The sequence below is a fragment of the Pumilibacter intestinalis genome (assembly GCF_943193005.1).
GTDB classification, from domain to species: Bacteria; Bacillota; Clostridia; order Christensenellales; family Pumilibacteraceae; genus Pumilibacter; species Pumilibacter intestinalis.
Genome location: NZ_CALPCH010000006.1, coordinates 66,432 through 88,676, shown reverse-complemented (window position 1 = coordinate 88,676; position 22,245 = coordinate 66,432). Strand labels below are relative to the sequence as shown.

Below are 22,245 nucleotides of genomic sequence, written 5' to 3'. Positions count from 1 at the left end.
CGCCGCCCCCTTAATCGAATAAATAACGCTTTATCGACATTTCGATTGTGCCGTCGTCGTCCGCCGTCATATTCGAGCCGATGTAATACTCGCCCTGCGGCAAGTATAAAAACGATTGCTTTGTTTTATCGGTAAGCCCGTAACCGTTCGACGTTGCGCCGCTGTCGGTGTCTGTAACGGTTATTTTTTTAGTAGTGGGGTCAATCAAAATTTCCGTGCCGTCGGTGTTGTTCGTCGATAACGCTATTTCGGCAACGACGCGGTCGTTCATATCCGCCAAGTAAAGGCGGATATTTGCGGCGATGTCGCCCGTAATTTTTATGACGATAGGCGCGTCCACAAAAAACGGGTTTGATACCTTGTATTTGTTTTTGAAAACCATACCCGCAAAACCAAAAGGGAAGTGCAAGGGGAAGGCAGTATTTGCCGCGTCTGTGCGCTTCAACGCAAAAGATTGTTCGACGCGTTCGTACCAATACGTTTGACGGTCAAATACAAGCGTTTCGGCAAAAATGCCCTCCGCGTCGATTTCCGACTTCGGTATCGTGTTCAATACCACTTCGCAAAATTTGTCGGTAATTCCGTCGTTGTATTCAAACAAAAACGGCGATGTACCGCACTCCGCAAAGAATAACAACAAACTTTTATAATTGCCGTAACCGTTCGAGCCGTCGGCGTTAAAATATACGGTTAATTGTATTTGTTCAAAGTCGGGTTTTACGTTCGTTAAATGCTTGCCTTTTTCGCTTTCTTTGTACGATAGCGAGAATTTGTTGCCGAGTCCTTGCGGCTCGGCGGCAAGCGCGGTTTCGGTATTCAAGTCAAACGATTTCGATTTGTCGTAGGTGTGCAAAATAAATTTACGCATTACATCGCCTCCGCAAGTTTAATGTTGATGTCGCGTACAAGCGCGTCGGTGTCGACTTCGGCGGCATAGTTTTGTATAACGACTTGTATATTCTGCGTTTTGTTCGTGGTGGAGTTGTCGTAGTTGTAAGTATCGCCGTATGTGCCGCCGCTTCCGCCGTCGTAAACCGTACCGCCGCCGCCCACGTTTGACGTGTCGGGCGGGGTGCTGTCGATAATAGCGTTTACGTCGTCCATATCCTCGATGTCGCTTGTATCAATGCGTAACTTTACTTCGGCAATGCGGTCGATGTGTACGCCAAGCCAACCGAGCGCACCGTTTACGCCGTCGATAAGCCCGTTTATAATGCCGATTACAAAATTGATTGCGTCCTCGATAAAACCGAGTACAAAGTTGATTACTTTTACAACGCCGTTAAATATCGTCGTAACAACTTTGCCGAAAAGCGAAAAAAGCGGCGTAAGCCAACCGAGCAACGTGCCAAGCACTTTTAACGGCACTTGCAACGCCTGTAAACAAAGTTTAATCGGGATAAGCGCGACGCTTAAAAGCGGTTGTAATACGCTAAATAACGCCGATATAGCAATTTGTATCGGCATTAAAAACATATCGACCGCCATACCGAGCATATCGAAAAGCGGTTGTAACAAGCCGAAAATCATTTGTATGATTTCGACGAACGGTTGCAACGCCTCCGATACAAGATTGACGACGACCGCCAAGATACCGCCGACAAGGTCGATTATCGGTTGTATGATTTGCATTGCGAGGTCAAGCACTTGCATTACCGCGTCGAGCGCGGGCTTCAACGCTTGACCGATAACCGATACAAGGTTGTTTATCGCTTCGCGGAATGCTTCGCAATGGTTGTACAAAATGACAAGTATTGCGACGATTGCCGCGATAATCAAAATTATCGGGTTAGCCGCAAGCGCGGTTAATTGCGCTTGTAGTGCGGGCAATATCTTTATGATGTTGCCGACCGCGCCGATAAGTTTACCGATACCGAGCGTCAGCGGCGCAAGGGCGGCGACGACGAGCATTGCCTTTAACGCAAAAGATTGTTGCGCGACCGATAAACCGTTAAACCACTCCGCAAGCCGTTGTAATTTCGGTATCAAGTTTGTTTGTATGTTTTCGGCGAGCCGTTGCATAAGCGGCGCAAGGGCTGTCCCAATTTGCAAGCCGACGTTTTTAATCGACTCCTTCAGCAAAAAAAACGTGTCGTCAAGCGTTGCAAGCGCGGCGACCTGTTCGTTCGATAAATAGCCGATTTGTTCAAATTCGCCCCTAAATTGCGCGATTGCGTCCGTCCCTGCGTTAAGATACGGCAACATTTGATTTGCGACCTTGTCGCCGAAAATCTCGTTTGCGTATGCCGCTTGCAAGGTTTTGTCCTGCATATTCGATAAAGCGTCGATAATGCCGTCAAACATCGCCTCTTTGCTTTCAAATTCGGCGATGTTTAAGCCGAGCGATTGTAACGCTTGCGACGCGGCGTTCATTGTACCCGTCGACAAGTCAAGCATTGCGGCGCGGGCTTTTATCATTGCTTTTTCAAAGACGCTCCACTCGACCCCGCATTGCGCCGTTATGTATTGATATTCTTGTACTTTTTCGGCGGATATGCCGAGCCGTAAAGCAAGGTCGTCGACCGCCGCGCCCGCGCTTGCCGCCGCGACGTTTAAGCCGCCGAGAGCGGTAACGCCCGCCGCCGCGAGTGTGGATAGGGGAGTCAACGCTTGCCCGACGCCCGTAATTGCGCCGCCGACTTTCGATACTTGATTACCGAGTTGCGTAAACTTGATAGAGTTTATTTTTTCGAGTTGCTGTTGCAACTGCTGTCCTTGCAATTCGGTTTTTGCGAGTTCAGCTTGCAATTTGCGGTATGCGTCGGTGTCGATGTTTCCCGACTCTTCCAAGTACGCCAAACGGCGGCGCAACAAGTCCGCCGTCGCCGCCGTTTGGTCGATTGCCTGTTGAGCGACCTTTTGCGCCCGCGCGAATTTATCCGCGTCAAACTTTAATTCGAGGCTTTTTTGCAAGGCGTCTAATTCGGTTTTCGTCGCTTTCGCTTCGTTCCGTGCGTTTTTCAATTCTTTGTTAAACGTCGACGCGTCCGCGCCGATTTCAACCGTTAAGCCGCGAATATTGTCCGCCATAGTGTTAGCCTCCTTTTAAGAATTTGACCGCTTCCGCCGCCGATACATCGCGCACAACGCGGTTGCCGTTTTTACTTTTCGATTTCTGCGCTTGTTCTATCGCGTGTTTTAAGTTCGCAATATCAATCGACATAATCAAAACGTAAAGGTCGTTAAAATGTGAATTTGTGATAATTGCGTCGGGTATTCTATGCTCGACACACTTTTGCGCAATGGTTATGTATCGCGGCACGGTCAAGGGTTTTGCGGCTTCGGGGCGCGGGTTTAATTTCGCGTATATTCCCGATAGCCGCGTATATTCTTGACCGTGCTCTATGAGTTTTTTGCGCTTGCCGCCGCCTTTAACGCGATTTCAAAAACAAACTTTATCTTGTCTAAAAGTCGCGTAAAGCACTCGCCGCCCGATATATCGAAAAGGCGCAAAAACGCGCCGAAGTCGGCGATTTCGTCGCTTACGATAAAGCAATAAACCGCCTTTAAGTTCGACATAAGGTAAGCGGGGTTTTTCGCGCCCTTGTCGCCGATACGCTCGACGTATGCAAAAAGCGTTTCGTTTTTCGCGTTTGCGGGGAAGTTCTCTTCCCAACGCTTCTCGGCAAAAAGCGATACGTCGATTTGCACCTTGATGTCGCGCGTTTTATGGATAAGTTCGCCCTTCGTTTCGTCGAGCGTGGTTTCAAACACGGGTAAAGTGGTATTTATCATATTGCCGCCTCCGGTTATGCCGCTTTCATTTTCGGCACAACGACCGTACTGCCGAAGTCCGCGTAACCTTCCATATCGGGCGTTTTCGTCAACTGCCATACGAGGCGGTTGTTGCCTTTTTCGTCGACGTAAACCTTGCCGTCCGCCGCAAGTACCTTGATACCCTTGATTTTGAGCGGGGTATCGAACGAGGACTCGTTGATTTCGCCGTTGTTTTGGTCGTAACTTTCCGACGGGCGGGTGGACGTTACGCCGTACAACATACATTTTGCGACCGATATTTCGTTGTCGCCGTCCATTTCGCATATTTCAAAATAAACGACGTGCGGCGTGTTTTTGGTCGGCTTGATGTCGGCAAGCCCGTTTTCAAGCAAGATTTTACGCCCGCACGCGATTTCGTAAGCGTTGCAAATGTTGTTTTGCGTGAGCGTTCCCGTCTTGCCTTTTTCGTTGACGTAGTGGATAATGCACTCGCCGTCGCCGTAAACTTCCTTTTCGGACGAGTCGGTTTCAAGTGCCATTTTCGTCGACGTACCCATAGACACAAAGTCGCCCCAACCGCCGTCGGGCGTGGGGAAGGCGTACTTCGCGTTGCGGATATTAAAACGAATAAGATTTTGCGCGGGCGTAGCCGCCGCGTTTGTGTTTGTCATTGTTATTTACCTCCGTTTTTAATGGTGTTTTTGATTGCTTCAAAGATTTGCGGCTCGGTTTCGTCAAAACATCGGCGTATAAAACCGTCGTGCGGGTTGTCGCTATATTCAAGCACGTTTGACAACGGTACTCCGCTTCGCGCTTCGCCTTTCGAGCCGTCTTTTGTTTTGCGGCGCACGTCGCCGCTTGCAACGCGCGTATTGCCGACGTAGCGGCGGTCTTTGTACTTTGTCTTGATTTGCCAAGACTGCGCCATTTCGCCCGTGTCGCGGGGCGTTACGGCTTCGACCGTGCTTTTGAAAACCTCCGCGCCGCGTTGTACCGCCTGTTGCCTTGCTTCAAAATTCGCGTGTTGAAAATCGGTTAAAAGTCCCGTCAACGCGTCGGGCAATTCGCCGAGCGGAATATGTCCCGTCGATATTCCTTTATTAGCCATAATCAACCGCCCCGATGTACACAAATTCGATGTTTACGCCGCGATACGGGTTGTTGCTGTCGGGTATATCGCTTTCGTCGTTCGCAATCGTAAAATGCGGGTCTTGCAATACGGCGCGTTTGATAGCCTTTAAGCGTTCGTCAATGCTCGAATAGCGTGGGTCGGTCTTTTCGTACAAGTAATAGTAATTCACGTCGATGTACACGCGGCGCGTCTTTGCTTTGCCGTCGCCGTATGTTTTCGGGCGATTTGATACGATTTTATAAACGACGTACTCGTCGCCGTTGACCTTGACTTGCGAATTTGCGATATTATCCGCTTCAACCCGCCGCAAGTGGTTTGATAAAACGCCGAACGGTAAAAGGGTTTCGTCGAGTATTTGTTGCATTATCGCCGTTACGTTCATTATTTGCCCTCGTACTTTTTGACTTGTAGTTCAATCATTTTGCATTGTTCGAGGTAGTTATCCGCCGCCCCTGCAAGACAAAACGTATGCGCGTCGTCGCGTTTGCCGTGTAAATAAATTCGCACGTCCTTTGTGATGAGCGCGTCGTAAAGTGCTTTTACGAACGGCAAGCGCAAGCGGGCGGGGCGTATAACGCCGTCGGCTTGCTGTTGCGTCGCCGCTTGCCCGTATGCGTTCAACCATTCGCAATAAAAGCAATCGGTCATTATAGGCGAGCCGTCGTCGGCTTCGCCTATTTTGACCGCGATTGTTTCCCACGTTGTCGCCGCGCCGCTTCCTGCAATATGCGTCGTGCGTTGTACGGCGAATTTGACAAGCGTGCGCCGTTCCTTGACCGTTTGCTTTGCCATATTACCTCCGCAACTGCGCAATAAGCGCGACAACCATACCGTCCTTCTTGATTACGTCGTCGGGCGTTCCTTTATCGAACGCGTCGGCGAAAAGTGCTTTGACCGCACGCGCACGTTGCGTCGATAAACGCTCTTGCGGCACGCCGCCGTCGAGCATAAATTCCTCCGCCGTCTTTATGTAGCCTTGTACGGTTTGTTTTAATTGCGGGTCTGCGTCATAGTAGCCCAATTTGTATAAGATTTCGTCGACTTCTTGCATTTCGACCTCCTAACGTAATACCGTTTCGTATCGGCTCTTGCGCCGACCCGCAACCAAAAACCGAATTATCAAGCCTTCGCCGCTTTCTGCACGGTCATAAAGCCGTTGTACATCGCGGGCGAGCCGCCGCACATTACCGACGCTTTGAATACGGTAACGCCCTGCTTGAATTTGTACTCGGTCGATTTCAAGACTTCGATGTCGGCGAAGTACGCCAATTCGTAGCCTTTCAATTTGCCGTAAATCAAGTAGGGGTCGCCCGCCTTGACCGCGCCGAAGGCGGCAAGTTTCGACGTGCAAACAAACGGTATGCCGTTTATCGTTCCCGAATTTCCGCGTACAACGATGTCGTATGCGCGGCGTTTGTCCGTTCCCTTGACTTTCGCAAATTCTTTGAGCGTCAATTTGTTGAGTACAAGGTAAGCGTCGCCTTCGACATCTTCGTCGCCGCCATAATCGAAAATGATGTTGTCGAGCGTGTTTTCGTCGACGGTGGCAACGGTTTTACGCTGTGCCGCCGTGATAATGCTCGCGGGGGCGTTTACAATGCCGACAAGTTCGTCCGTGCCGCTTCCGCCGATTATCTGTCCGATAATCTTTTTACGCAACGCACCGACGACGGCGTTGCTAACTTCCGCGTCGTACCGCGCGGCGGGCAACTTTTCGACTTCCTCGTTGACTTCGGCGTAAGCCGTGATTTTGACCTTGTTAATCGACGCATAGTCGAACGTCGGCTCGGCGGTGGTTGCGTCCGCGCCTTCGGCGGTAATGCCGCCCTCGCCGATAGTCTTTGCAAAAGGCTTCTTGTAACTTTCCGCGCCCGTGCCTTCGAGGTGTACTTCGTTGACAAGCGTGTCAAGCGTTCCGACCTGTTCAAACGCGGGCGTGATGTCGCCGCTTGCAACCGTACCGAGAGCCGTAGACGTGGACGCGACGGCGCGATGTTCGATATACACCTTTTCGCCGTTTTTAAGTGCCTTTCCGCGCTTCTCGATTACTTCCGCATTTGCGGCGGTACGCTTCTGCGCGTCGACCTGTGCGTCGTCGTGTACAACGACGGGAGCGGGGGCGGGTGCGCCGCCGTTTGCGGGGCGAGCCGCGCGTTTTTCCTCTTCGGCTTTTGCGTCCGCTTCGTCCCTGCGCAATTCCGTTACGGTGTAGTTGATTGCTTCAACCCTTGCGCGAATTTCCGCAAGACGCTCGGCGGTGGTTTCGGGTTTTGCCGCTTCCTGCAAAAGGGCGGCACGCTCTTCGAGCAACTGTTTGATGTTCATAGTGTTTTTTGTTCCTCCACAAAAATAAATTTTTCTTTCGCAAGTTGTAACGCCGCTTGCGAGTCGGCGGTTTGCCGCCTTTGTTCATTTTCCAACGCCGCCGCCTTTGCGTTATCCAACGCAATTTTGTCGTTATCCAACGAGGCGGGGGAGCGGGCATATATCGAAGTTTGCGGGTATGCGCCGTCGTTTACGGCACTAACCTCGAAAACCTTTGATATTTTGGTAATTCGGCGCGTCGGCATATCCGTATCGAGGTCGCGCCATTCGTAGCCCGATACCAAAACGCCGAACGCAAAAGACATATCCTCGATGTCGCCGCGCGTAACCGCCGAGCAAAGTTCGCGGGCAGTCGCGTTGTTTTCAATATCGAGCGTTGTTTTGATGTGTAAACCGTCGGGCTTGATTTCAACGTCCATAGTCGACCGCTTCCCGCGCCTGTGGCGTGCAAGCGGTATCATTCCGTCGTCGTGGTTTACCATAAACTTGATGTCGGATATATCCGCGTCGTCGAGCGCGTGCGGGTCGATTTCCTCGTAAAACAAGTCGCCGATTGCCGTCCGTTGATTGAATACTATCGGGCAACCTTCGATTACGCCCTTTAACGGGTCGATTTGCGCGGGGTTTCCGTCGGGCGCGGCGCGTTTGATGTACTGCGGCGCGGTGTACGGTTTGATTTCGTCGGGCATTATTCGTCGTCCTCCTTGCTTTGTTTCGGCGCGGCGGGCTTCTTGCCCTGCGACAACGCCGTTAATTGATAGGTATTTGCGATTGATACGTCGATGTAATTCAACGATACGCGGGTCGGCTCGTCGTCGGGGTCATAGCCCAACAATTCGCGCCGTTCGGGGCGTGATAGTAGCGCGTCCTCTTGCGTTGCTTTTGCGATTTCCAACCGACGCGCGAACGATAGCGATTGCACAATTTTGTCGTAAAACTTTATCGTGCGCCCGTATGCGAGTTGCTTCGGCGTAAAGAGCGTTATTTTCATAGCGTTGACAATCGTCATAAGCAACGGCTCGACCGCCGTTTGATAAAACGCCGTAAAGTCGTCGTCGGTATATTTGCCGAGATATATCGGCACGCTAACGCCGAATACCGACAAAATTTCGTCGCGCAAAAAGGTTAAAACGGTTTGCGGTATGTCCTGCGCCGCAATTTGTATCGGCGTAAATTCGGACTCGTAGTCGGTTGCAACAATGCCGAGTTCGCTGTTAAATAAATGCTCTTCAAATTCCTTGCGGGATATTTCGCGTTTGTCCGCTTCCGCAACGGTGCGCATTGTCAAAACGCCGTGCAACGATAAGGACGCTTCGAGCGACTTCGGTATCGCTTCTTGTATGACGTGCAATGTTTGTAAGTTTTTGAGAATTGCCCGCCAATCGGCGCGACCGTCTGCGTCGCCGCCTAAATACGGGTTTGCGCCATAACCGAGTCGCAAGTGAATTAAATCGCTATACGGCAAGTCAAGCGTTACGCCGCCGCCCGTCGTGCTTTGCAATTCCGCCCGCATTTCGTCGCCCGCATAGTAGAGTTTTACGCGGGCTTTTTCCAACGGATAAAAACCGCGCGTAACGCGCTTGACGTAGTCTTTACCGTCAACCTTTATCGGCACTTCGTCATACGCCCAATAAATAAAACAATTTCGATTGACGAGCGTTATGTACGCGATTTTGTATAAAAAATCTTTAAGCCCGCATAACGGATTGACGCGACCGAGCAAAACGCTATTGATGTCGTCGTCCGCAACCGTTACGCGGTGCGGGTTTTGTGTTTCCGTAACCGACTTGATACTGCATTTCGATACTTCCTCGCAAACGCGATGTATCGCCGTTTTTACGATGTCCGACGCGGTAACGTCTTTGCCGAACGACGAAAATAAAACCGTGTTTGCGTTCACAACGCGGTTGTATGCGGTCGGTCTATCCCAACCGAGCAAATTGTGTATAGCGTTTTTAAGCGTTGACAATCGGCTTGCCTCCTTGCGAAAAATAACAAAAAAGTGCGCCGATATAGACGAGCAAAAATACTCGTAAATATCGGCGCACTCACGTTTTTTTAATGTGGCGATTAAAGGATAATCGCGGCGCACTCACCGCGTCGGCGGTGGATAATGCAACAATCAGACACCAACGGCGCACTCGCCCGAACGGGCGGCAATACAAGGCGATTGCGGCGCACTCACCGCGTCGGCGGTGGTGGTGCGGGTATTCAGTTTGACCGCATTATAACTCGTCGGGCGGGGCGAAGTCAACGGTTTTTCGTTAATATTTTTTAAGAAGTTTTTTCACGGTTTGCGGGGTGGTATCGTGTAGGTGTATTCGCGGCGACATTTCGGGCAAAGAAAAACCGCGTTAATCAACCCGTCGCGCATATCGTATTTGCCGATTACGGCGCGATGTACGGGGCAACGCACGCTCCTCGTGTATTTTTCGTCTTGATTTTGCGGTGTTTTTTTGTTGCCCATAGTTAGCCTCCGATTTTCGCCATAAATGCCGACTTGACTTCCCGCAACGCGGCGTATGCGATTACTTTTGACATCGTGCCGTCAATCTTGTTGCCGATGTAGCCGTTTATTTTACAAGGCATTACAAACCCGTTTTTATCAACGCGGACGGCTGTGTTGCGGAAGTTCCAACGGCAAATATCGTTGTTGTTGTAATTGATAAGCCGCGCCCGTAAATCGGTTTCGATGTTGCGGGTCGGCACGTTAAGCGCGTCGGTCGTCATTCGTATTTTGCGCGGCACTTCTTTACCGAATTTTTGCGCGATTTCTTTCGCGAAGTCCTTTGCGTGCCATTCGTCGTAACCGACCGTAAGCGGGCGTATATTGTATTGCTTGAATATATCCCAAATGTAATTTGATACAACCGTATCGTCGATTACGTTGTCTTGCACAATGCGCACCAACCCCGCGTCCGCCCATTCGATGTAATTCTTTTTTTCGGGGTTAGTGGGGGAGTCGGTCGATTGCCCGTCGCCCGCTTTAACCGCCGTAACAAAGTACATCGTATGCAAGTATTTGACGGGGTCGTTCGGGCGCATAAATAAAAACGTGCAAGCGCAAAGGTCGTTTGTTTCGGCAAGGTCGACCCCGACAACACACCAACAATGCGCAAAGTCGGCAATATCGAACGTGGCGGGGCAATCAATGTATTTTTCCTCTAACCACGCGTTACTCGCTAATTGCTTTATATTAAAATCTTTCGCAAGAATAAACGCGCGGTCTGCGCCGCTGTGTCGTGCCGTATCAACCTTTTTGCGCAAATACGACGGCTTTTTCGCAATTCCGTACATCGGGTTTGATTTCGTCCAACTGCGCTCGTCGTCCCATATTTCCGCCTCGCTGTCCTGCGTGTATAGCCATATCAACCAACGCGACGGGTCGGTTTCCGCTTCGCCTTTAAGTGCTTTTCGCGCGTCGGATAGCCGCGCGTCAAGGTAGCCGTCGCGCACAATGCCTTCGGTCGTGATTTCAAAATAAAGCGGCTCGTCCTGCGTCGATACCGACGTTATAAGCGGCAACACGGTCGAGTTGTCTTTCATTTCGTGAATTTCGTCGGCAATAACGAGCGTAAGGTTTCGACCTTCCTTTGCGCCCTGCTTCGCCGACATCAATTCGATTGACCCCTTGTTTTGCTTCGAGAATTTGCCCGTCTTGCGGCGCTGCTTCGGGTTGCCGAAAAATATACCTTTGTTGTTTTTCCGCGTAACGCGCGATATTGTGCGGGACTCTTCACGGAAGGCGTTTATTGCGTTGAATACGAGCGCGGCTTGCGCATAATCATTTGACGCACACATTACCGCTTGCCCCATTTTGCCGCAAAACCACTCGGCAAGCACAAGCGCGGCGACGAGCGGGGTTTTTCCGTTTTTGCGAGCGACAAGGAATAAAACCTCTTGAAAACGCCGTACCCAACCCGCGCCGTATGATAACTCGGTATCGTAAACATAAAACCCGAATATCGCCTCCGTAAATGCCTTTTGACAAAGTGCCATAATAAACGGCTTGCCCGCGAAGGGGGCTTGAAAATGCTTTATTTCGTGTTCGATAAAGTCAATGCGCCGATGTGCCGCGTCGAGTATAAAACGATACTTGCCGCCGCCGCAAAATATGTCTTGTATCAACATTTCGAGCGTTGTTTTCAGTTCGCGCCCGACGATAATTTCCCCCGAACGGCAACGCTTGTAATACTCGATTAAAAAACTATGCTTGCCGCCGATGTCGTCGCTTAACACTTGCCAACCCGTAAGCGGGTCAATATCGGGGTTTACAAGCGTCCAATCTGCGGGGGCGGGTGTAGCCGCTTCCGTGCCGTTAATTGTTGTCGTCGTCATATTTTTCTAAATCGCCGTCGTCGTCGCCGTTTAAGCCGCCGAGCAATTCCTTGTTAAGTTTTTGCATTGCCGAAGTGTATTGCGCCATATACTTGACCCGCGCCCGACCCGCCGCCGTTTCCCGTTGTATTGACGGGTTTTTTGGGTCGTAAATTATCGACGGCAATTCTTTGATTGCTTCCAAACACGCAAAAACCTCCGCAACCTTGCGGATAAGTTCGTCGTAAATTTGTAACTTGATTTCGTCCACGCCCGCCGCCTTGTATAAGTCGACGAGCCGCTTGTATTCGTCGTCGGCAAGCGTTTTTTTGTCTTTGCTTTTTTTCATTTCCGCCTCCTTTTTGGAATTTGAAAACTTTTCACCCGAAAAGTCAAAACTTCGGTGTGAATTTTTTTTACCTGCGGCTTGGAGTCTTTTCGGGTTTCAAAAATTTTGCAAGGATAGGGGGGTATCATTCCGTATAACGTGCAAAATATTTTTCTATCCAACCGACAACCGCGTCGCGCGTTGCCGCTTGCTTGATTGTTTCGTGCGCCCGCTTGATACATTCCGCCTTCGATGTGTCGATGTGTACAAAGTTTATCACGTCGGGCGGATATTCCCGCGCAAGGCTGTCGCGGTCTATGCGGTCGGGATATGTGCCGATTATGTACGCGTCTTGCCAACGGCGGCGCGGCGTTGCCGTGCGTATTTCGTCGAGTAAATAATCACGCAAGGCGAACGCGACGCGCTTTGTTGCGTCGGGTTTATCATATTGCCCGCATACGCATATTGCGCCGTGTATTCGGTCAAGGTCGACAACAATATCGTTGCGTGTGGCAACGCTTTGTACATACGTTGATTTGCCCGCGCACGGTGCGCCGTAAACGACGTAAACGTGCTTTTGACCGACAACATTACCAAAACGCGCGTGCGCCGCGTTGTGGCAATCGTGGCACAATACTTCGATGTTTGCGGGGTTTAGCGTGATATTTACGTCGTCGATGTTGTCGAGCGTAAGTTCGGTTATATGGTGCGGGCGCAATTCGTCAATATCGAATACGCCGCCGCAACGGGCGCAAATGCCTCCGCTTTTTATCTTGCAATACTGTGCAAGCGTTAAATAATCTTTGCGGCAATAAAAGGCGTGTATCGGGTCAAGCGGCATAATCAAATACCCTCCCAACCGTCGGGCAACTTGCCTTCTTTTGCAAGTTCCAACGCCTTTTTGCGTAATTCGATTGCTTGCGGGTCGCGTGCAAATTCGCCCGAAAAACGGTTGATTAGCAAGAATTGTATCATACCCGCGTCGGGCTTTGCGTACTTGCGGTCGACGTATGTTTTGGTGTGCGGTTTGCCGTCGATAATGACCGTTGTCGTGTGGGTTTCCTCGTAGTAATAACCGACCGCGACGCGGTATGCGTTATCGAGTAAGTCGGCTTTTCCCGCTTCGCGCGCGCGTAAAAGCGTTTCGGTTAGTTCGGGATAATCTTTTTTGTATTGCGCCCATTGCGTTTTACCGACTTTGTAAAATTTGCATATATCGCCTTCAGTAACCATACATCGCGCATAACGCTCTATATCCGCCAAATAAGGTAAAACCTTATTTGCGTATTGCGATTTTGCGCCGCGCTTGCCCGTTTCTGCGGCGTTTTCCGCTTCGGCGGGCGGTTTTGCGTCCGCTTTCTTTCGAGCCTTGACGGGCTGTTTTTTGCCCTTTGTCGCGGCTGTTTTCTTTTCGGTGTCGTTTCGGGGTTGTTTCGGCATTATTGACCTCCTTGTTTCGGTATTTTATTTGTTGCCGATGTCAAGCAAAATTTTTGAGAGAATAAAGCACGGCAAAACGGCAAATGCGATTAAAAGCGGCACGCACGCGCCGAGCCAAGATAGGGGAGTCGCGCCGCAAAGTTTACAAACGACGAATATCGCCGATAGCGGCACGCAAACCACAATTACAAGCAACGTAACGACGTAAATTGCCGATATTATTTTTTTAAGCATTTTTTACCTCCGATTTTCTTGATACTTAAAACCGCCCAACCGTCGGTCAAGCCGACAAAGTCCTTCAAGATGTGCGTTATTGTTGCCGTAAGCCGCCGCCCCGTATATTGCCCGTTTTCCCATTCGCGCAATATCAACATATCGCCGACGGCGTAATTTCGGTCGTCAAACCGCAATTCGTAAGTTTTTACGCCTTTGTCAACTGCGGCGTAATATTCGGGTAAAATTTTCAAGTCGTGTATTTGTGCCATTTTGCGCCTCCGTGAATAAATAATTTTTCGACGCGCTTTTGCTTGTCGCGGTTGTTTAAGTGCGTCGTTATTTCGTGTTGCCAAATACAAACGAAGTCGTCGGGCGCGGTGTATTCGCTTACGATTACGATATGTCCCGCCGCCGTTTGCTTCCTGCACCAATTCCAAAATTCCGTCGTATCGAATTTGCCGCCGCCGTAACCGATACCGTCCGAATACGGCGGGTCGCAATAAACAAGCACGCGCTCCCGTTCGGGGAGTCGCAATTCCCGATAATCGGCGTTGCCGACAAGGATATTGCGCAAGGCGGGTAATTGACGGCGAAAATTCTCGCGTGCTTCGATAAAGTAATTTCGCGTTTTGCCGCCTTTTATGACTGCCGTCGCGCCATAGCAACCGCCGTACACGCGGGCATTGTAAGAGCCGAATAAAAGCACCGCCGCCCGATACCAACGGGCGTATTTGTCGGGGTTGTCCCGCACGTCGTAATATTCGGCGCGGGTCGGCGTTTCCAATTCGTCCAAAAGTGCGGGGTTTTCGCGGCACGCTTCGACGAGTTCGCATACAAGCGGGTCAATATCGTTGCCGAGCCTGTATTCGCATTGTATTTTATCAATCACGTTAAAACCGCCCGCAAACGGCTCGACGTACTGCTTGATGTTGTACGCGGATATGTAGCGTTGCAATATCGGGACGATTTCGTTTGCGATTTTTGCCTTACTGCCGATGTATTTCATTTTTCACTCCTTGCGTTTCATTTTGACGTACACATACGCGCCCGTCGTGTATTCGCTTGTTTTTTTTGTGATGTCCGTCATTTGATAGCCCTTGTATAAGCCCTCAAAAACGGAATAGGGGTTGACCTTGTCGTATATAATGCGGTTTACCTTGCGCCGCGTAAACTTTGTGTCCGATACCGTGATTTGCGGCTTTTTCAAGTTCTTTGACGCGACGTATCGTTTGAGTCCTTTCGGGTCTTTCATACAGTACCGCGCCATACCCTCGTAACCGCTGTCGTCCGCAACGAGCCGACGTACATTGTTGCGCCCGCCGTTGCCCCATAAGTCCTCCATTTTGTCGCGGTCGGCAAAGTTCGTTACGAGGTGGTGGTGCATACGGTGTTTGCCTTTCTTTTCGTCGTTTTCAAATTCCGTCCAATAAACGTATTTGAGCGGCGGGAAGTTGTGTCGTTCGGCATAGTGCTTTAATCTGCGAATAAACTTTTGCATTTCCTTTTGTGCGTCCGCATACGTTTTCGGGAGTCGCTTCTCGCTGTAAGTGAACGTCGCCCAAAAGTCCGCGTCGGTAAAATTCGCATTGATAAGCCGTACAACGGTTTTGACTGCATTTTTGTAATTGAGCCGCTTTTGCGCTTCGCGGCTTTCCTTTGTTTTTCTTGCCCTTGATGTCGACGTGTGCGTTTCCCATATCGGGTAAACCTCGACTTCAAGCACGTTGCCGCTTTTAATCGTCTTTGTTCGATACTTGACGATGTGCGGGTCGGATAACGATTGCAAGAGAGCGTCGCTTTCCGCTTCCCGCGCTTCGTCGCCGAATATCTCGTCATAGTCGTATTTGTGCGGGTCGAGTGTGTAGTAGCGTTTTGCCATATTGCCTCCGATAAATTGCTTTAACGTAAAAGACAAAGAATAGCCAAAAAAGCGGGGGACAACACGCGGGGGCTAAAAGGGGGTTTGTTCTTTCTTTATCGAGTTTATCAAACGCCCCCGATGTTTTCCCCCGCCACCCCCTTTCTCGACCCCCGATGTAGTTTACCGATAAGGGGGAAGGAGCGCGGGGCGCGTTGTCTTTTTTCCTGCTTGCGTCGTTGATACGATAATACTTCATTACGAGGACGCAAAAGCACGGTTTTTCGCTTGCAAAACATTGACACTTCGCCGCCAATGTGGTATAATATTATCGGTTTGATTGATACGCATTTTGTGTCAAGTTTCGCGGGCGGTCGGAAGTGCCAATTTCGACCGCCCGTTCCTTGTCTTTAATTGTGGTTTATTTACTTGTTGCCGTTCGGCGTTCCTGCGCTGTCGGCTTTTTCTTTTGCTTCGATTGCGGATAATCGAGCGTCGAGCGCGGCGACCGCTTGCCGCACAAAGTCGCTTTTACTTAAATAGCCGAGTTTTCGCAACGCTTCGGGCGCAAATACGCGCTCGGCAACGTCGCGGGGTATTTCGACCGTAAGATTGTACAAGCCTTTTACGCGGCGACGTTCGCGTTTCTTTGCCGCTTCCGCCGTCGGCGCGGGGTTGTTCGCATTTGCCATAAAAAGGCGTACATCGTGGTTTATAGCCGCCGCAAGTTCGGCGGGCGACATCTTTGCGTCGAGTCCTTCGATTTTGATTGTAGGCGGCGGCGCAAGCGTGATTTCGTCGCGGTCGTAAATATCGAGCGGGTCGCAAGCGAGCGTTTTACATATCGTTGCAAGCGTGTGCGGCGTGGGTAAGCAAACGCCGTTTACGAATTTACTCATTAAAGACGTATCGACGCGCGGGTCGGTTTTGTGTACCTTTTCGGCAACCGCCTTTTGCATTACGCCGCGTTGTATCATTAGTTTTTTGTAACGGGGCATTATGTACCTCCCGCCGCCGATGTGGGCGGCTCGTCCGTTGCCGCTTCCGCTTCCGCATTTTCGATAATTCTCAATGCGTGATATTGCCGCAAGGTAAAAAACACATCGCAATTACAACATTTGCCCGCCGCCCGAATATCGGGGCAAAGACAACGAGTGTTGCAAAGTTCTCGGCGGGCGATTTTGTCCGCAAGTTCAAATATGCCGATATTCTCGTCAAATTCGCCGATACCGAAAAGGCGGCGCGGGTTGACCGCATTTGTGTCGACGTATATATCCGCGTAAATCTTGCGCGTATCGCCGCCGTATCGGTCAATGTTTTCGGGGACGTTTTCGTTGATGTAGTCAAACACAACGCCGCGCTCGTTGCACCACGCGACCGCCGCGTCCAACAATGCGCCGCTCCTGCAAGTGTGTAAAATAAGTATTGCGCCGTCTTTTGCGAGTTCCTTTATATAATATAAGGAATAGGGGAGCGGCTCGCCGATGTTCGGGTATGCGTCTTTGCATAGTGTACCGTCAAAGTCGACGGCAACAATTTTTTTATACGGGTTTTTCATTTCGGGACTCCTTCGCGGGTTGTATTTCGCCGATAGTGTAACCGTACTTTTTGCAAAGTTTTTGTAACCGCCTAAAAAAGCGTTTTGTCTTTGTGATGTCCGCCCGCATAGTGAGCCGCACTTGCCCGCCGCTTCCGTCGGGTTTCGGCATTGTGGGCGTTATGGTTTGTTCAATCGGTATTGTAAAAGCAACGTCGACGCGTTGCGGTAAACTTGCCATATCAAACCTCCACGCGAAAACCGTCGGAATACGCAAGCGCGATTACGATTGCGCCCTTGCTGTTCGTGGATATTGCGACCTTCACGCGCCCGAAGTTTAAGTTTGCTTTTTCGACCTGCGCGTCGATTACGGCAACGCCGCAATTAAATAAAAGATTGTAAAGCGCGTCGGTGTATTCGACCCCGCGCTCTTTCGTAAAGTAAGCCGATACATCGTCAAGGGCTTTGCGCAATTTGTTGATGTTCTTTTCGCGCTTTTCCGCCCGTTCGAGTTCCGCTTGATATTCGCGGGTTTGCGGGCAATCGCATTGTCGCGTTGCCGCTTCGTTCGCCGCTTCCGCGTCGGCGTATTTGTCGACGGGGAGTATCTGCCGCCCGCAAAAGCGGCACGTCGGCAAAATGGGGGAGTCGGGCGAGCCGCCGCCCTGCGACGCTTTCGCGTGTTCGATGTTGTGCTCCTGCGCGTCCGCGATTGCGTCGGCGTATTCGGGTTGATACCCGTTGAGCGGGTTGTTTGTCATTTCTATATACCTCCGTTTAATTTTTGTTGTTGTTTGGTGCAATTCCCTTTACATTTGCCGACGGGTACGCGGCACGTCAAGCAATAGTCGGGCTGCGGTTTTGGTGCGGGTTTCGATTTCTTTTTATTCGTCGGTTTTGTTTGCTTCATTTTCCGCCGCCTGTTTTTTAAGATGTTCGGTCGCAACTTCGATAAAGTCCGTTGCGGTTTCTATCGCCTTAAAATGCGCGTCGCGTCTGCTTCTTGCTTCGTCGTAAACGCGCACAATATAAGCGGTGTTTTTGTGTAAGTTTTCGAGCCGGCGCTTTGCGGCGTTTATACATTCTTGAAGGTCGCCGTAAAACGAAAACCCGTTTTTTGTTTTCTTGTAACCGTATTTTGCCATTGTTGCCGCCTCCGTCAATTCGATTTCGGGTCGTGTTCGTCCTTAAATTCCGCGACGTATGTTGTGCCGAATTTCTCGTTGTATTCCTGCAAGCGTTGTAATTCGCGGGCGGTGTATTGTTCGGCAATTTTTACCGCGAGTTTATAATCGTCATAAACGCCGTTGCATTTTTCGAGTTTGTCGTTGTATGGTGCATTGTAACAACGCTCGAAGTCGTCCGACCGCATTTCAAACGAGCCGCCGTTTCTGCTCCAATATCCCGACGCATAGCCGCGTCCGACTTTGCGATAAAAGCGAAAATGCACATAACGGTCGCCGAGTTTCCACTCGCCGTCGAGAGCCTCCTCTTTAATTACGTTTACGCGATAGCGGCGGACGACGTATGGTGCAACGCTAATCGTCGTTTTTTCCATATCACAACAAGGGCAATTAAACGTAACGCCGTTTACCGTTAATTTGCGTTTGTCGCCGCACACACGGCAAGGCTCGCGGAAGTGTTGCGCTTCGCCGCGTTCGACGCGATAGAATACGTCGCCGATGTTGACGGGGCGGGGTGCGGCGTACCGTATCGTCGCTGTTTGTTGTGTGGTTGTGGTTTGATTGTTCATATTGTGCCTCCTTTAATTAAATCGAAAATTGATACTTGCGACCGTACCGAGTCAAGCCATTGCGTGCCGTCGGCGTATTCGGTCGGCGATATTTCAAACGCGATATAATCACGTTGCAACCGATACGCCGCAACCGCCGTCGAGCAACTTCCCGCGAACGCGTCCAATATCAAGTCGCCTTCGCGCGTGTGTTGCCGAATAATGCGGGATAGTAGGTCGGTCGGCTTTTGGTTTTGGTGTATTTGCTTTTCGCCCGTAACTTTGTTGTATTTCCATATATCGTCGTATCGGGGCATTTCGGGGTTAAACGGGGCGCGTCCTTTGTTTGCGTAAATGATTATTTCGTACCGCTTGCCGTACTGCGCGTCAAGGTCGCCCGCCGTGTGATTGCCTTTATCCCATATAATAAGGTTTTTTATAGTGAAGTATCGCTCGACTTGCTGTTTGAAAAAATCGACTTTGTCGCACCCGCAAAACATATAAAGCGGGGTATTATCTTTCATTACATCGAATAAAAGGGGGACGAGGTCAATAATCAACTGTGGGTCGGTATCGCCTTGAATTGCCTTGCAAAATTTATGTTGCTTGTCTTGCCGCCTGTGGGTTTTGTAGTCTATCAAATACGGCGGGTCGGTTATGACGCAATCGACGCGCATATCCTGCGCAATCATTTGCCGAATACCGTCAAGGCAATTCATATTGTAAACGTGATTGCGGTCGAGGGTCATTTATTGCCCCCCCCGCAAAGTACAATTCGCGTATGGTGCGTCCGTCTTTTTTGCGCGGCACATAGTTCATAAAGTCGCAAGAGCCGTGTATGTACCGATTGTTACACCACCGTTGCAAGTCTTTGAGTATTTGCGGCGCGGACGGCTTTCGATATATGCGTACATCGGGCGTATATCCGCAACTTTCTATTACCTTGACGCGGTACAAGTCCTCGTCAATCGTGGTGTCGTAATTCGTAAGCATATAAACCGTTAAGCGGCTAATATGTTTTTTGCATACCTTTTTGAACGTCTGTAAACCGCGCACAATAGCGGTTTCGTTTTTCATAAAATCAAAAGCAAAGTGAAAACAGTCGGTTTTTATTTTTATGAGTAAGTCGGCGATTTCGTCGGTAATAAACCGTGCGTCGAGTCCCTGCGTAATATCAACCTTTGCGCCGCTGTCGGCGAGTTGTTTTAATAGTTCGATACGGTCGCGGCAAGCGAGTATGTTTGCGTCTAAAAGTTTTATGTATTTTTGCCCCCGCCAAAATTCCGACAAGTCGGCAACTTTGCGCGACTGCAAGCCTTCTTTTTTGCTCACTATACAAAACCCGCAATTATTCGGGCAACCCCGCGTCAAAAACCCGTAAGCGGTGTTTTTGGTTAATTCGGGGTAAAGCGAGTAGTCGGGGTATATATGCTCAATTTCATACGGAAGGTCGCCGTCTTTTTCTTTGTGGTAAACTTCTTTGCCGTTTTCGACTGTGATTGCAAAACCCGTACCGCCGAGCCGTACATCGTCCGATTGTAAGCAAAGATTTTTGACGGTCGTGTATTCGTCGCCGAAAACTTTACTCGCATATATTCGGTCGTATTTGTAAAGCGGCATAACGCGCTCCACATCGTCGCCGTTTTGTTTGTGCCACGCGGATATTTTCATAAGTGCCAAATTTGGGAAGTTATGACTGTCAACGTCGTATATACCAATTTTCACATTTGCCTCCTTTCGCCGCGTCCGTTAATCGTATAAAAACGACGCTTGCGCAAATTCGTTTTCGATACGCGATGTCGCAATATCGAAGTAGTTTTTATCGAGTTCAAAACAAATATATTTACGCCGCAATTTGCGGGCGGCAATAGCGGTTGTACCCCCCCCGCAAACCCGTCGAATACAACGTCGCCTTCGTGCGAAAACGTCGTTATAAGCCGTTGCAATAGCGGTATGGGCTTTTCGCAAGTGTGTACTTGCTTGACGACGCGGGCGTAATTCAGTACGTCCGATATTGCCGTTTCGGGCGGGGCGGGGTTGCCCTTGATTGCAAGGTACATCGGCTCGTATTGCGGGCGGGTGTAATACCCGATACCGAAGTTATTTTTGACCCATATCGGCATTGACTTGATTTGAAAACCCGCCGCCCGTATCGCCTTTTCAAACGCGGGTATCGTCGCCCAAGACATAAACGATACAAGGAAGGTATCGGGTTTTAATAAGCGGTAACATTCCGTAAAGTAGTCGCCGAGTAATTTATCAAAGTCCGCCACCGATAAATTGTCGTTAAGTATTGCGCCGCGCTCGGCGGTACGTTGCGGTACAAAATTGATGTTGTACGGCGGGTCGGTTAAAACCATATCGACGCACTCGTTCGGCATTGTGCGCATTGCCGTTATGCAATCGGCGTTATACAAGCCGTTTGCGATGTATGCGCCGCCGCCCGTTACCATTTGCGCCGCTCCTTGCTTGCCGCTTCCGCCATAGTGTATAAATCGGCGTAATAATCGCCCGCGTCTGGGTCGGGATAGGTCGGGGCGGGCTTTTGTTCGGGCGGGGCGGAAGTGGGGGACTCCGTGCGGCGCGGTTGCCGCGCTTCGTCCGCGTGCGTACACGTTGCAAAATGCGATATGTAACCTTCGCCGTCGACAATAGGTGCAAGCCCGCCGCCGTTCGGGTTGACGACGGTTGCCTTTATAACCTTGCCGTCCGATAAAACGATAACGTCCTTGCCCTTGTAATTTTCTTGATACTTGACCGCGTCCGCGTCGCACGGCATAGCGCGACCGTTTTGTGTTTTGAGCCATACGATAGGCGCACCGCAAAATTTACACTTTTTAATTTCCATAACGCTCCTCCCGTATCGACTTGATGTCCGAATTAAAGAAAACGATGTTGCGAATAGGCGTTACAAGGCAATAGCGAATTATCGGCGCATTATTGTCGGTTATTATTGTTTGCTTATGCAAAAAACCCGCCGCCACCGAGCCGTCATTAAACTTGATAAATACCGACTTGCCGCAAAGTTCGTTTAATTGCTTGCTTTCCTGCGATGTATGCGCCGCTTCCGTCGGTCGTATGGTTTTAACGTGCGTCTTTTTGAAGTGCAATTCGCCGTTGATACGGTCGAGCCAATATCCGCATATCGTCGTATTGTCGCCGTCGGGGTTTTGGTACTTTATTGCGGGCGTGTCTTTGTGTAAAATGCCGACTTCGATGTCGCCGTCGGTGTATTCGATTTCAACCACCTTGCCGATGAGTGCGTTTAATTTTGCGCTTTCCGCACGTTGCAACGGCGTTGATGTAAGCGAGTCCGCCGCCGTCAGTATCTGCGCTTTTTTCGCGTCAAGCAAGCGGCGGGGGACGACGATGTTTATATTGCAATCGTCGCAACATTCGCCGCGTGTTTCGACGGGCGCGGGGTTGTTTCCGTAACCTTCAAAAAGTTGACCGCATATACAACAATGTTTCATTTTTCCGCCTCCGCTTTTTTCTTAAAATAAGCCCGCCAACATACCGCAAAATCACGCCGACACGGTTTGCCGCGATGTGCGGGGCATATTGTTTTTGATAATTCGTCTTGATACATATTGCGCGGGCAAACGCGGCAATCGTATTTGTGCATTTCGTTTGATATTTCGAT

32 protein-coding genes are annotated in these 22,245 nt (G+C 50.2%); all 32 read right to left on the bottom strand.

The window, feature by feature from the left end; genetic code table 11:
- Positions 1 to 10 precede the first annotated feature (10 nt).
- A complete protein-coding gene (locus NFR55_RS04440) occupies positions 11 to 868 on the bottom strand; it encodes a phage distal tail protein domain-containing protein (RefSeq protein ID WP_251546718.1) in 858 nt (285 codons plus the stop codon).
- Positions 868 to 3,030 (bottom strand): phage tail tape measure protein, encoded by a 2,163-nt coding sequence (locus tag NFR55_RS04435; protein ID WP_251546717.1) that lies wholly within the window; start codon positions 3,028 to 3,030, stop codon positions 868 to 870. Before NFR55_RS04435 ends, NFR55_RS04440 begins: the two co-directional genes overlap by 1 nt.
- A gap of 4 nt (positions 3,031 to 3,034) precedes the next feature.
- Positions 3,035 to 3,163, bottom strand: a complete 129-nt coding sequence (locus tag NFR55_RS10505; RefSeq protein WP_275556908.1) for a hypothetical protein — start codon at positions 3,161 to 3,163, stop codon at positions 3,035 to 3,037.
- A gap of 179 nt (positions 3,164 to 3,342) precedes the next feature.
- A complete protein-coding gene (locus NFR55_RS04430) occupies positions 3,343 to 3,735 on the bottom strand; it encodes a hypothetical protein (RefSeq protein WP_251546715.1) in 393 nt (130 codons plus the stop codon).
- A 14-nt stretch (positions 3,736 to 3,749) separates the two neighbouring features.
- Entirely contained in the window at positions 3,750 to 4,388 is a 639-nt protein-coding gene (locus NFR55_RS04425) for a hypothetical protein (protein ID WP_251546713.1), read from the bottom strand.
- 2 nt (positions 4,389 to 4,390) lie between these two features.
- A complete protein-coding gene (locus NFR55_RS04420) occupies positions 4,391 to 4,825 on the bottom strand; it encodes an HK97 gp10 family phage protein (protein WP_251546711.1) in 435 nt (144 codons plus the stop codon).
- Complete coding sequence (locus NFR55_RS04415; protein ID WP_251546709.1) at positions 4,818 to 5,231, bottom strand: hypothetical protein; 414 nt, start codon at positions 5,229 to 5,231, stop codon at positions 4,818 to 4,820. The genes NFR55_RS04420 and NFR55_RS04415 overlap by 8 nt, the downstream gene beginning before the upstream one ends.
- Positions 5,231 to 5,641 carry a hypothetical protein gene (locus NFR55_RS04410; RefSeq protein ID WP_251546707.1) on the bottom strand — a complete coding sequence of 137 codons (411 nt, stop codon included), beginning with the start codon at positions 5,639 to 5,641 and terminating at the stop codon, positions 5,231 to 5,233. Before NFR55_RS04410 ends, NFR55_RS04415 begins: the two co-directional genes overlap by 1 nt.
- A gap of 1 nt (position 5,642) precedes the next feature.
- Positions 5,643 to 5,900 (bottom strand): hypothetical protein, encoded by a 258-nt coding sequence (locus tag NFR55_RS04405; protein ID WP_251546705.1) that lies wholly within the window; start codon positions 5,898 to 5,900, stop codon positions 5,643 to 5,645.
- A 68-nt stretch (positions 5,901 to 5,968) separates the two neighbouring features.
- On the bottom strand, positions 5,969 to 7,174 hold the full coding sequence (locus NFR55_RS04400; protein ID WP_251546704.1) for a phage major capsid protein: 1,206 nt from the start codon (positions 7,172 to 7,174) through the stop codon (positions 5,969 to 5,971).
- Positions 7,171 to 7,863, bottom strand: coding sequence for an HK97 family phage prohead protease (locus tag NFR55_RS04395; protein ID WP_251546702.1), 693 nt, complete (start codon positions 7,861 to 7,863; stop codon positions 7,171 to 7,173). The genes NFR55_RS04400 and NFR55_RS04395 overlap by 4 nt, the downstream gene beginning before the upstream one ends.
- Positions 7,863 to 9,143 carry a phage portal protein gene (locus NFR55_RS04390; protein ID WP_251546700.1) on the bottom strand — a complete coding sequence of 427 codons (1,281 nt, stop codon included), beginning with the start codon at positions 9,141 to 9,143 and terminating at the stop codon, positions 7,863 to 7,865. The genes NFR55_RS04395 and NFR55_RS04390 overlap by 1 nt, the downstream gene beginning before the upstream one ends.
- A gap of 318 nt (positions 9,144 to 9,461) precedes the next feature.
- Positions 9,462 to 9,641, bottom strand: coding sequence for a hypothetical protein (locus tag NFR55_RS04385; RefSeq protein WP_251546698.1), 180 nt, complete (start codon positions 9,639 to 9,641; stop codon positions 9,462 to 9,464).
- Between the two features lie 2 nt (positions 9,642 to 9,643).
- The gene (locus NFR55_RS04380) at positions 9,644 to 11,512 is read right to left on the bottom strand and encodes a terminase large subunit (RefSeq protein ID WP_251546696.1); all 1,869 of its coding nucleotides are present in this window, start codon (positions 11,510 to 11,512) and stop codon (positions 9,644 to 9,646) included.
- Entirely contained in the window at positions 11,493 to 11,840 is a 348-nt protein-coding gene (locus tag NFR55_RS04375; RefSeq protein WP_251546694.1) for a hypothetical protein, read from the bottom strand. Before NFR55_RS04375 ends, NFR55_RS04380 begins: the two co-directional genes overlap by 20 nt.
- Before the next feature lie 124 nt (positions 11,841 to 11,964).
- Entirely contained in the window at positions 11,965 to 12,660 is a 696-nt protein-coding gene (locus tag NFR55_RS04370; RefSeq protein WP_251546692.1) for an AAA family ATPase, read from the bottom strand.
- Between the two features lie 2 nt (positions 12,661 to 12,662).
- Positions 12,663 to 13,259 carry a hypothetical protein gene (locus NFR55_RS04365; RefSeq protein WP_251546684.1) on the bottom strand — a complete coding sequence of 199 codons (597 nt, stop codon included), beginning with the start codon at positions 13,257 to 13,259 and terminating at the stop codon, positions 12,663 to 12,665.
- 24 nt (positions 13,260 to 13,283) lie between these two features.
- Positions 13,284 to 13,493 (bottom strand): hypothetical protein, encoded by a 210-nt coding sequence (locus tag NFR55_RS04360; RefSeq protein ID WP_251546683.1) that lies wholly within the window; start codon positions 13,491 to 13,493, stop codon positions 13,284 to 13,286.
- On the bottom strand, positions 13,478 to 13,744 hold the full coding sequence (locus NFR55_RS04355) for a DUF3850 domain-containing protein (protein WP_251546681.1): 267 nt from the start codon (positions 13,742 to 13,744) through the stop codon (positions 13,478 to 13,480). The genes NFR55_RS04360 and NFR55_RS04355 overlap by 16 nt, the downstream gene beginning before the upstream one ends.
- Positions 13,723 to 14,481: a DNA adenine methylase gene (locus NFR55_RS04350; RefSeq protein ID WP_251546679.1), complete on the bottom strand. Its 759-nt coding sequence runs from the start codon at positions 14,479 to 14,481 to the stop codon at positions 13,723 to 13,725. Before NFR55_RS04350 ends, NFR55_RS04355 begins: the two co-directional genes overlap by 22 nt.
- 3 nt (positions 14,482 to 14,484) lie before the next feature.
- Entirely contained in the window at positions 14,485 to 15,354 is an 870-nt protein-coding gene (locus NFR55_RS04345; RefSeq protein ID WP_251546677.1) for a rolling circle replication-associated protein, read from the bottom strand.
- A gap of 404 nt (positions 15,355 to 15,758) precedes the next feature.
- Positions 15,759 to 16,331: a helix-turn-helix domain-containing protein gene (locus NFR55_RS04340; RefSeq protein WP_251546675.1), complete on the bottom strand. Its 573-nt coding sequence runs from the start codon at positions 16,329 to 16,331 to the stop codon at positions 15,759 to 15,761.
- Positions 16,331 to 16,891 (bottom strand): hypothetical protein, encoded by a 561-nt coding sequence (locus tag NFR55_RS04335; RefSeq protein ID WP_251546673.1) that lies wholly within the window; start codon positions 16,889 to 16,891, stop codon positions 16,331 to 16,333. The genes NFR55_RS04340 and NFR55_RS04335 overlap by 1 nt, the downstream gene beginning before the upstream one ends.
- Entirely contained in the window at positions 16,875 to 17,111 is a 237-nt protein-coding gene (locus NFR55_RS04330) for a hypothetical protein (protein WP_251546671.1), read from the bottom strand. The genes NFR55_RS04335 and NFR55_RS04330 overlap by 17 nt, the downstream gene beginning before the upstream one ends.
- A 1-nt stretch (position 17,112) precedes the next feature.
- Complete coding sequence (locus tag NFR55_RS04325) at positions 17,113 to 17,631, bottom strand: hypothetical protein (protein ID WP_251546669.1); 519 nt, start codon at positions 17,629 to 17,631, stop codon at positions 17,113 to 17,115.
- Between the two features lie 123 nt (positions 17,632 to 17,754).
- The gene (locus NFR55_RS04320) at positions 17,755 to 18,015 is read right to left on the bottom strand and encodes a hypothetical protein (protein ID WP_251546667.1); all 261 of its coding nucleotides are present in this window, start codon (positions 18,013 to 18,015) and stop codon (positions 17,755 to 17,757) included.
- 14 nt (positions 18,016 to 18,029) lie between these two features.
- A complete protein-coding gene (locus tag NFR55_RS04315) occupies positions 18,030 to 18,623 on the bottom strand; it encodes a hypothetical protein (RefSeq protein ID WP_251546665.1) in 594 nt (197 codons plus the stop codon).
- Positions 18,620 to 19,321 carry a DNA-methyltransferase gene (locus NFR55_RS04310; RefSeq protein ID WP_251546663.1) on the bottom strand — a complete coding sequence of 234 codons (702 nt, stop codon included), beginning with the start codon at positions 19,319 to 19,321 and terminating at the stop codon, positions 18,620 to 18,622. Before NFR55_RS04310 ends, NFR55_RS04315 begins: the two co-directional genes overlap by 4 nt.
- Positions 19,308 to 20,327 (bottom strand): radical SAM protein, encoded by a 1,020-nt coding sequence (locus tag NFR55_RS04305; RefSeq protein WP_251546661.1) that lies wholly within the window; start codon positions 20,325 to 20,327, stop codon positions 19,308 to 19,310. Before NFR55_RS04305 ends, NFR55_RS04310 begins: the two co-directional genes overlap by 14 nt.
- Positions 20,324 to 21,055 carry a DNA-methyltransferase gene (locus NFR55_RS04300; RefSeq protein ID WP_251546659.1) on the bottom strand — a complete coding sequence of 244 codons (732 nt, stop codon included), beginning with the start codon at positions 21,053 to 21,055 and terminating at the stop codon, positions 20,324 to 20,326. Before NFR55_RS04300 ends, NFR55_RS04305 begins: the two co-directional genes overlap by 4 nt.
- Complete coding sequence (locus NFR55_RS04295) at positions 21,049 to 21,450, bottom strand: hypothetical protein (protein WP_251546657.1); 402 nt, start codon at positions 21,448 to 21,450, stop codon at positions 21,049 to 21,051. Before NFR55_RS04295 ends, NFR55_RS04300 begins: the two co-directional genes overlap by 7 nt.
- Positions 21,440 to 22,075 carry a hypothetical protein gene (locus NFR55_RS04290; RefSeq protein WP_251546655.1) on the bottom strand — a complete coding sequence of 212 codons (636 nt, stop codon included), beginning with the start codon at positions 22,073 to 22,075 and terminating at the stop codon, positions 21,440 to 21,442. Before NFR55_RS04290 ends, NFR55_RS04295 begins: the two co-directional genes overlap by 11 nt.
- Between the last annotated feature and the right edge of the window lie 170 nt (positions 22,076 to 22,245).